At 67.7% G+C, this 9,550-nt stretch carries 6 protein-coding genes; 1 reads left to right on the forward strand and 5 read right to left on the reverse strand.

Translation table 11 applies throughout. From position 1 onward, the window contains the following. Nucleotides 1-227 precede the first annotated feature (227 nt). From ACFXN1_RS47030 to ACFXN1_RS47045, 4 genes are read right to left on the reverse strand one after another with little or no spacing between them, the layout of a single operon-like run. Nucleotides 228-2,123, reverse strand: a complete 1,896-nt coding sequence (locus ACFXN1_RS47030) for a dipeptide ABC transporter ATP-binding protein (RefSeq protein WP_379444369.1) — start codon at nucleotides 2,121-2,123, stop codon at nucleotides 228-230. After that, nucleotides 2,120-3,010, reverse strand: a complete 891-nt coding sequence (locus ACFXN1_RS47035) for an ABC transporter permease (protein WP_379444367.1) — start codon at nucleotides 3,008-3,010, stop codon at nucleotides 2,120-2,122. Before ACFXN1_RS47035 ends, ACFXN1_RS47030 begins: the two co-directional genes overlap by 4 nt. Further along, complete coding sequence (locus tag ACFXN1_RS47040) at nucleotides 3,007-3,966, reverse strand: ABC transporter permease (protein WP_379444366.1); 960 nt, start codon at nucleotides 3,964-3,966, stop codon at nucleotides 3,007-3,009. The genes ACFXN1_RS47035 and ACFXN1_RS47040 overlap by 4 nt, the downstream gene beginning before the upstream one ends. Then, complete coding sequence (locus tag ACFXN1_RS47045) at nucleotides 3,963-5,549, reverse strand: ABC transporter substrate-binding protein (protein ID WP_379444365.1); 1,587 nt, start codon at nucleotides 5,547-5,549, stop codon at nucleotides 3,963-3,965. The genes ACFXN1_RS47040 and ACFXN1_RS47045 overlap by 4 nt, the downstream gene beginning before the upstream one ends. 136 nt (nucleotides 5,550-5,685) lie before the next feature. Here ACFXN1_RS47045 and ACFXN1_RS47050 point away from each other — a divergent pair, with 136 nt between their 5' ends. Then, on the forward strand, nucleotides 5,686-7,998 hold the full coding sequence (locus ACFXN1_RS47050) for an arylsulfatase (protein WP_379444363.1): 2,313 nt from the start codon (nucleotides 5,686-5,688) through the stop codon (nucleotides 7,996-7,998). A gap of 423 nt (nucleotides 7,999-8,421) precedes the next feature. On the opposite strand, the gene ACFXN1_RS47055 is transcribed toward ACFXN1_RS47050, so the two are convergent. Continuing rightward, the coding region (locus ACFXN1_RS47055) for a DUF222 domain-containing protein (protein ID WP_379463999.1) at nucleotides 8,422-9,550 on the reverse strand (1,129 nt) is incomplete at its 5' end.

Here is a 9,550-nt window from a genome sequence, read left to right on the forward strand (position 1 = left end):
ATACCGCTTTCGCGCCCACCTGGTTCCCTCCTGTACGGAATCCCGGTGGCCCACCGCGCCTCCCTGTGGAGGCGCCGCCGAGATCTCCTTCGAGACGGATACTTACACAGATTCGGATACGAACCGTTCCGCGCGACAAATCCAGTCAGTATCACCGGATACTCCTATTGGTATAAGTTCCGGTGTGTCGTGGCAGTCGGCGCGGAATGGCGCTCCCCAAATTACTCTCAGGCCCCCAATGCGAGGGGCACTTGGACGGACACGATTTCGTCTCGGCGCGCGCGGGCCGGATCCGGGGCGGGAACCGCGTCCAGCAGGCGCCGCGTGTACTCCTCGCGCGGATGCTGAAAAACGGCTGTGACCGGGCCCGATTCGACTATGCGACCCTCCCGCAGCACCACCGCGCGGTCGGCCACCTGATGCACGACGGCGAGATCGTGACTGATGAACAGGCAGGCGAATCCGTATTCGGCGCGCAGATCGGCGAAGAGTTCGAGCACCTGCGCCTGCACCGAGACATCCAGCGCGCTGGTCGGCTCGTCCGCCACCAGCAGCCGTGGCGCGAGGGCCAGCGCCCGCGCCAAGGCGACGCGCTGCCGTTGCCCGCCGGACAGCTCGCCCGGACGCCGGCTCGCATACTCGCGTGGCAGGCGCACGGATTCGAGCAGATCCCCGACCCTGGCGCGCAACAGCGCCCCCGAGGCCGCCCGATGCACCCGCAGCGGTTCGCCGATCGAGTCCTCGAGGCTGCGCCGCGGATCCAGGGAGGCGGCCACGTCCTGATGCACCAGCGCGACGTTCTTCCTCAGCCCCCGCAATTCCCGCTGAGACAACCCGGTCAACGAGACGCCTTGCAACACGACCTCTCCCGAAGCCGCGGGCACCAACCCCAGCGCAGTACGGCCGAGCGTGCTCTTACCCGAACCCGATTCCCCGACCAACCCCACCACTTCGCGCGGAGCCAGAGTCAGCGAGACATCATGCAGGGCCTGAAAGCGCTTGCCGTGGCGGCGGTAGACCACCGACAGGTCGCTGAGACGCAGCACCGGCTCGGCCGCCGACTCAGCGGTCGGCGCTGACTTCCCCGCGCCCGCGGGCACCGGGGTCACCCCATTGAGCGGGGGTACCGCCGCAGCACATGGGGTGGGCGATGCGATCCGTTCAGCCGACCCGTCCGCATTCGCCGACGGCGCAGAGAGACCTGCGACGGTCGTCGATGACGCAGACAGCCCTGTCACAGACGCCGACGACGAAGACGGCGCCGCCACAGTCGACGGTGACGCTGGGCCGGCAGGCAGCACGGGGACCGCGGCCAGTAGTTCGCGGGTGTAAGCGGACTGCGGAGTCGTGAAAAGGTCGTGGACCGGCTGGGTTTCGACTATTTCGCCGGCGCGCATGACCACTACCCGGTCGGCGATGGCGGCTACTACGCCCAGGTTGTGGGTGATGAAGAGGATGGCGGTGTTGTTACGGCGCTGGAGGTCCTGGAGGAGGCGGAGGATTTCGGCCTGGACGGTGACGTCGAGGGCGGTGGTGGGCTCGTCGGCGATGAGGAGGTCGGGGTCGCCGGAGAGGGCCAGGGCGATGACTACGCGTTGCTTCTGGCCGCCGGAGAGTTGGTGGGGGTACCAGTCGATGCGTTTGGCCGGCTCGGGGAGGTCGACCTGGGTGAGGAGCTCGATGGCGCGGGCGCGGGCCTCGGACCTGGTGATCGGGCGGTGGGCGCGCAGGGCCTCGGCGATCTGGGTTCCGATGCGGCGCACCGGGTTCAGCGCGGTCTGTGGTTCCTGGAAGACCATGGCCGCGCGGGTGCCGCGGAGGGGGCGCAGGTCGGTGTCGGTGGCGCCGATGATCTCGGTGCCGTCGAGGCGGATCGAGCCGGTGGCGGTCGCGCCGGTGGGAAGCAGTCCGAGGACGGCGCGGGCGGTGAGGGATTTGCCGGAGCCGGATTCGCCGACCAGCGCGACGGTTTCGCCGCGCGCGACGCGCACGCCGACGCCGTTCACCACCGTGCGCGGGCCGAAACTCACCACCAGGTCGCGAATGTCGAGCAAGGTGTCGTCGGGCCCAGCCGTCTCCCCACCGCCGCCCCTGCTGGAATCGTTTCGCGATGCTCCGTTCATATCATCCTCCGGGCACGGCCCAGAGCCTGGGCGATCAACAGGAATCCGAGGGTGAGCGCCGAAACCACCAGCAGCGGGCCGACGGCCATGGCGGAATTGGCGTCCAGGTTGCGGGTGGACTCGGCGATGATCGACCCGAGTGACGGGTCCGGCGGGCGCACGCCGATGCCGATGAAGCTCATGGCGCTGTCCACGAACACCGCCAGGGACAGTGACAGCGCCAGTTGCACGGTGAGCGGTTCGATCACATTGGGCAGCACGTGTTTCCGCAGTGTCCAGCCGGTGCTCGCACCGATCACCGCGGCGGCCTCCACGTAGGGCTGTTCGCGCACCGCCAGCACGGCGGTGCGGATCTGGCGGCCGAAGATGGGGAGTTCGGCGGCGATGATCACGATGACGACCGCGTGCGCGCCCGGCCCGGTGACCGCGGTGAGCGCGATGGCGAAGATGAGCGCCGGGAAGGCCAGGATGAGGTCGAAGACGCGCTGCGCCAGCACATCCGCCACCGGATTCACGGTGGCCGCCAGGCCGATGATCGAGCCCAGCACCGCGCCGGCCGGGACGGCCAGGAAGGCGATGAGCAGGTCCACGCGGATGCCGTAGAGGGTCCGGGTGAAGACATCCCGGTTGATTTCATCGGTGCCCAGCCAGTGGTCGCCGCTCGGGCCGAGCAGGTTGGCACCCGGAATCTGCTCCAGCGGGTCGTATTTCGTGAGCAGACCAGTGGCGAGGGCCGCCACCGCGATGACTGCGATCAGCAGCACGCCCGCCAGCCCCTGCCCGCGGGTCAGCGCCCGCAGCAGCGGCCGCCCCGGATTCGGTTCGCGGCCCAGGCTTTCCGTGACCGTCGTGGTGTCGCCGCTCTCGGCGACGGCGAGCTCGCTCATGCGCGGCCTCCGATGCGAATGCGCGGATCCAGGTAGGCGTGCGCGATGTCGGTGGTCAGCTGGATGGCCACGAACACGGCCACCGAGAACAGCAGCAGCGCCTGCACCACCGGATAGTCGCGCCGGTTGATGCCCTGTTCGATGAGCTGGCCGATGCCTGGCCAGGCGAAGGCGGCCTCCACCAGCACCGCGCCGCCGAGCAGGTTGCCGGTCTGGATGCCGAGCGCGGTGAGCATGGTGGGCAATGCGTTTCGCAGCGCGCCGTGGGTGATGATGCGGCGGCGCGGAATGCCGAGGGCGCGGGCGGTGAGGACGTAGGGCTTGGCCAGTTCGGTGCGCAGGGCCTCGGTGAGGAAGCGGGTCAGCGCGGCGGCCACCGGCAGGCCCAGGCAGATGGCGGGCAGCAGCAGGTACTGGACGGCGATATCGGGCCGGGCCAGGAACCCGTCCGGCGGGATGCCGCCCGCGGGCAGGATCGGAATGGCGACCGCGAACACCAGCACCAGCAGCACACCGGTCACGAAGACCGGGATGGCGACGGTCACCGTATTGGCGGCCGCCACGATCGCATTGAGCCAGCGCCGATCCCACAGGACGGAGGCGACGGATACCGCCAGGCTCACGATCACCGCCAGCGACAACGCCGCGGCGGCCAGGATGAGGGTGTTCGACAGACCCCGCACGATGAGATCCGCGATCTGGCCGCCGATCACGTAGGACCGCCCCAGGTCTCCGGTCACCACACCGTGCAGCCATGACAGGTACTGCGCCGGGATGGGCCGGTCCAGGCCGAGCTGATGCCGGATGGCGGCAATGGTTTCCGGCGTGGCGTCCGGCCCGGCCAGGGTGGTGGCCGGATCGCCGGGCACCAGCCGCAGCAGCAGGAAGATCAGCACCGACGCGCCGAAGAGGACCGCGAGGGCGGACGGTACCCGGCGCAGCAGATAGACGATCATGCCAGGAACGCCTGGGTGAACACGTGCTCGCGGCGCTTGGTCCAGTCGAGGCCGTGCAGTTTCCGGGATGCGCTGTCCTGCGGGTAGTGCACGCCGATCTCGATCAGGAACAGGCTGTCCAGCAGTTGATCGCTGAGTGCCTGGTAGGCGCGGGTGGCGTCCGGGCCGGTGGCGCGCGGCAGCTGCCAGGCGGCGTCGGCGGCCGAGACGTAGTCGGGCGATTCGTAGCGGGAGGCGTTCTTGCGGGCGTTGAACGGGTAGGCGCTGACCGTCAGCGTGGACGGCACGAACTGCGCCCAGGAGTGGTCGGTGATCCACAGGCCCGGGAACTGCGCGCCGATCAGCTGTTTGATGAAGGTGGCGTTCTCGGTGGGCGCGAGTTCCACCTCGATGCCGATCTCGGCGAGGTTGGCCTGCACGATCTGCGCGGCGGCCTCGAAGACCGGGTAGGCGGTGTTGTAGGTGAGCGGCAGCTTGGGCGGTTTGGGCAGCTGCGCCAGAATCTGCTTGGCCTTGGCCACATCTCGCGTGTAGCGGCTGTTGCGGGAGTCGTCGAAGGCGGGAGAGTTCTTGGGCCACGGCAGGTTCAGCGGATAGCCGGCGCCGCGGAAGACCTCCTTGATGATGCGCTCACGATCCAGGGCGTAGGCGATGGCCTGGCGCACCCGCACATCGGCGAGGGCGGGGTCGGCGACGTTCGCGCCGACGTAGACCTGGAGCTCGGCTCCCTCGAAGGTGATGACGCGGAAGCCGTCGGTCTTGGCGAGGTTCTCGTTGTCGCGGTAGGTGATGCCGTCGGCGAGATGGATCTGGCCGGTCTTGAGGGCGTTGAGCTGCGCCTGATTGTCGGCGATGACGGTGAATTCGACGCGGTCCAGGTAGGGGCGGTCGGGCACCCAGTAGGCAGTGTTCTTATCGAATACCAACTGCTGGTTGGGGATTCGCTGCACGAACCGGAAGGGGCCGGTGCCGACGAGCTTGTCGCCGGCGGCGAGCTGGTCGATGGACTCGCTGTCCAGGATGGGCACGGTGTCGAGCAGGTCGAACAGATTGCTCAGCGGGTGCGCCAGCGTCAGCGTGATGCGGTGCGGATCGCTGGTGTCGAAGCCGGTGACGGCGGCGGCCGTGCTCTTCAGCTGCGCCGACCACTTGGGATCGGCGTAGGTGCGCAGCGAGAATTCGACGTCCTTGGAGGTGAAGGGGCGGCCGCTGTGGAACTTCACGTCGTCGCGCAGGTCCAGGGTGATGGACTTGCCGTCGGGGGCAAGGGTCCAGCTCTTGGCCAGTAGCGGCTGGGGTTCGAGCTTGTCGTGCGGGTAGCGCACCAGGGATTCGAAGACCAGGCCGATCACATACGGTGTGGTGCCGGTATTGGTGAGCAGGTTGGCGGGCACGAGGTCCACCAGCACGCCGTACTTCAGCGTCCCGCCGCGCACCGGTTGCGCGTTGTCGTCGCCGCCGCGTTGCTGGTTCACCGCCGAGGTGCAGGCGGCCAGCGCTCCGCTGCCGAGGATCGCCAGGGCGGCGACGGCGGAACCGCGCAGGAAATGACGGCGGTGCAGACCGCCGGGGGACGAATTCATCTGGAAAACCTCGAGTGTGGACCGGGGCCGAATGGTGTGCGGCGACGCTATCCGCGGATGTATGACGGATCACCGGTTGCACGCAGCCAGAGTGAAACCCTGGCTCCGGCGCGGGCCCGCGCCCTTTGCTGGGAGCATGTCAGTCCCCGCCCATGCCCGTGGCTATGAGAATTTCGCCGGCGAGATCGGCCGCACCACCGCCGATTCCACGCCGGAGTGGAACTATCCGCCGACCGCGCCCGCCGGTGCGCCCAATATCGTCGTGGTGCTGGTCGACGATATGGGTTTCAGCGATATCGGCCCGTTCGGGTCGGAGATCGAGACCCCGACCCTGGATCGGCTGGCCGCGAACGGATTGCGGCTCACCAACTTCCACACCACACCGCTGTGCTCACCGTCGCGGGCGGCGCTGCTGACCGGAATCAATTCCCACCGTGCGGGTTTCGGCTTCGTGGCGAATGCCGATCCCGGCTATCCGGGGCTGCGGCTGGAATTGGCCGATGACGTGCTGACATTGCCGGAAATATTGCGCGCCAATGGATATGCGACCTATGCGGTGGGGAAATGGCATCTGGTCCGCGATGCCACGCTGCATCCGGCGGCGCACCGGGATTCGTGGCCGACGCAGCGTGGATTCGACCGGTACTACGGGTCGCTGGAGGGGTTGAACTCCTTCTACTATCCGAATCAGCTGATCTCCGACAGTTCGGCGGTGGATGTCGAGGAGTATCCGGAGGGGTACTACCTGACCGACGACTACACCGATCGCGCCATCGGCTACCTCAAGGACCTGCGGGCGCACGATGCGGCCAAACCGTTCTTCCTCTACTTCGCGCACACCGCCATGCACGGGCCGTTGCAGGCCAAGACGGCGGATCAGGCCAAGTATCGGGGGCGGTATCGGGAGGGCTGGGATCGGTTGCGGCAGAGTCGATTCGCCGCACAGATCGCACAGGGACTGTTCCCGGCGGGGACACAGCAGAAGCCGCGCAATACCGAGCCGGGTTATGAAGCGCAGGAGTGGGATGCGCTGACCGATGAGCAGCGGGCGCGATTCGAGCGGTACATGGAGGTGTACGCGGGCATGGTCGACAGCATCGACCAGAGCCTGGGGCGGATCGTGGAGGTGCTCGAGCAGTTCGGCGAGCTGGACAACACCATTATCGTGTTCACCTCCGACAATGGCGGCACCGCGGAGGGCGGGCCCGAGGGCACCCGGACCTATTTCGCGCAGTTCGCTCAGGTCGACGAGCCCGACTGGGAGCGGGATGTGCCGCACGACGACGAGTTGATCGGCACCGCGAAACTGGGGGTGCACTATCCGCGCGGGTGGGGGCAGGCGTCGAATACGCCGTTCCGCTTCTACAAGGGGCAGACCTTCGCCGGTGGGGTGCGGGTGCCGTTCGTGCTGTCATGGCCCAGGGGGCTGCCGCGCACGGAGGCCGATACCGGGGTGCGCGAGGAGTATGTCTACATCACCGACCTCGCGCCCACGCTGCTGGAGCTCGCCGGGCTCGAGCGGCCGACGGTCCGGAACGGACTGCCCGCCAAGGACTTCGACGGCGTCTCGGCGGTGGATGTGCTGAGCGACCCGGCCGCTGTCTCGCAGCACGTCGAGCAGTATTCGGAGATGACCGGTCACCGCGGCTTCTACCGCGACGGCTGGAAGCTCCTCGCGCTCTTCGAGCCCGAGCGCAGCATCGACAATCCACGCTGGCAGCTGTTCGACGTCCGCACCGATCCGACCGAGCTCCACGATCTTTCCGAGCAGCGTCCGGACAAGGTCGCCGAGCTCTCGGCCGCGTGGGACGAAGCCGCTTGGCACAACACGGTTTTCCCGCTCGTCACCCGGCAGGACCTGGCTCGGCGTCGTCCGGAGGAGGCCCGGCTCGGCGAGCAGGTCCGCATCCTGCCCGGCACCCCCACCCTGGAGCGCTACCGCTCTCAGCGACTGATCGCCTACCGCGACTTCACGATCACAGTGAAATTGGCCGGCTACCGACCCGGCGACGAGGGCGTTCTCGTCGCCCACGGCGACCCGCTCGGCGGCTACCTCCTCTACGTGGAGAACGGCCGCCTGATCTTCGGCTACAACGCCTATGGCCGCTACGCCGAAGCCGATGCCGGTGAAATACCCTCCGGCAGCGGCCATTTCACCGTATCGGCCACCGTCCAACCCCACCTGCGCTGGGACTTCACCATCGGCATCGACGGCGTCCGCGCGGCCACCCTCCCCGACCAAGTCCAGCTCGTCGGCATGTCCCCCTGGACGGGGATCTCCGTCGGCCTCGACGCCCGAGGTCCCGTCTCCTGGCCGCTCCGCGACCGCCGGGGCGTCTTCCGCTACTCCGGCTCCCTCCACTCCATCACCTACCGGCCGGGCCCCGTCGGCGTGCCCGAGGAAGCCCAACAAGCCCTGGATTCCGAAGCCGAACTGATAGCGGAGTAGCAGGCCCAAAACCCAAAGCCGACAACCCAAAAGGACGAAAGGACAAAGAACCAAAAGATTAAAGACAAAAACGCCTGGAGAAGGGAGGAGGCCTGCTTGGGGACGCGCCTTCGTCTACCAGCCCGCTCACCTTTGAACCTGCATGTGGGTGTCGCTGCAGGAGGTATTCGCTTAGATCACGGGGCGGGGTATCCGCAGGATGGGATGTAGCGAGGAGAATACCGCTGTGGTTGTTCGGTGTTCGAGGATTTCAGGGTGGGCTTGCGGTGGGTTTTGTCTATAGAAGGTGATCCGTGCGGTCCGTGGGCCGGGGTCGGTGGGTGGCGGCTTCCAGCCTGGCGTCAGCCCAAGTCCGGTAGGGGAGGCGACGCAACCACACTCCCCGGTCCCTGCGCACGCCGGCAGGATATGCGCAGCCGGGATTCATGCGGCCCGTGAACCCCACCTGTGGCAACTGGATTCGATCGCAGCGGCGACCCACTCGCCAACGTGATGTCTGTCGTTCACGCGCGGGGCGCCCGTTGGGTCGAGACTTTTCGGTGCAATCCATCCGGTGCGTCCCCGATAGGGGGAATCTTTGCCCATGACAACGGTTTTCCAACCCTCGGCACTGTCGTTGACCAGCGCGTGGCAGTGATCACAGACGAGCGTCAGGTTGCTCAGATCGGTGGGTCCGCCTTTGGTCCAGTCGGTGACATGGTGCACCGCACACATGCTCGCGGGTGCCTCACATCCCGGGCGGGTGCAACCCTTGTCGCGGGCGATAAGGGATAGGCGCTGAGCCGGGCTGGCCAGTCGCTGGCAGCGACCCAGGTACAGCGGCAGCCCGTCCGCGTCGAGGACCACCAGCACCGGCTTGGTCCCCTCGGCCATCTTCAACGCCTCATTGATGGAGACGTGGCCACCGGAGGCGGTGGTCGCAACACCCGCTCCACGCTCCAGATCGTTGAGCGACATGGTGACGATGGCCTGCACCGGCAGACCCCGGTGGGACCCGAGCTTGGTGGGGTCGACACCGGGCTGCAGCAGCGCGAACAGCGCGTCGTGGGTGCGCTGACCGGCGTCGCGGCGGTCGCGACGGGCAGCAGCCTCGAGGACCTTCGAGTCGACGACGGTGGCAGTGGCGGCGACGCTGTCGGTGTCGTCGATGTTGCACATGCCCGGACGGGCAAGCTTGGCGAAGACGGCATCGAGCAGGGCTCGCAACTCGGGGGTGATCCAGCCCTCGATCCAGCTCATCCCGTCCACCCCGGGACGGCCGAGGATGAGGCCACGGCGGCGACGGCGGTCGGCGTCGGAGACGACCTTGCCGTCGGGGTCGATGCGGGCGAGGATGTCGCGACCGATCATGGGCAGGTCATCGGGCCAACCGACCCGCGAGTGGCCGACCAGGAGGTGCTCGGCCTCGGCGCGCGTCTCGGCGGGGATGTCGGCGGGGATGTCGGCGGGGATGTCGGCGGGCAGGTGGTTCATGACGTCGATGATGTTGCGGACGTGGTCGCGCGAGATATCGCCCGCCTCATAGGCTTCGGCGGCCTTGACGAGGGAGGCG

Source organism: Nocardia sp. NPDC059154 (assembly GCF_042755705.1).
Classification (GTDB): domain Bacteria; phylum Actinomycetota; class Actinomycetes; order Mycobacteriales; family Mycobacteriaceae; genus Nocardia.

Bases quoted from the DNA above. Each gene is read 5' to 3' on its own strand.
- ACFXN1_RS47030 (WP_379444369.1), bottom strand. From the start codon at position 2,123: ATGAACGGAGCATCGCGAAACGATTCCAGCAGGGGCGGCGGTGGGGAG.
- ACFXN1_RS47035 (WP_379444367.1), bottom strand. From the start codon at position 3,010: ATGAGCGAGCTCGCCGTCGCCGAGAGCGGCGACACCACGACGGTCACG.
- ACFXN1_RS47040 (WP_379444366.1), bottom strand. From the start codon at position 3,966: ATGATCGTCTATCTGCTGCGCCGGGTACCGTCCGCCCTCGCGGTCCTC.
- ACFXN1_RS47045 (WP_379444365.1), bottom strand. From the start codon at position 5,549: ATGAATTCGTCCCCCGGCGGTCTGCACCGCCGTCATTTCCTGCGCGGT.
- ACFXN1_RS47050 (WP_379444363.1), top strand. From the start codon at position 5,686: ATGTCAGTCCCCGCCCATGCCCGTGGCTATGAGAATTTCGCCGGCGAG.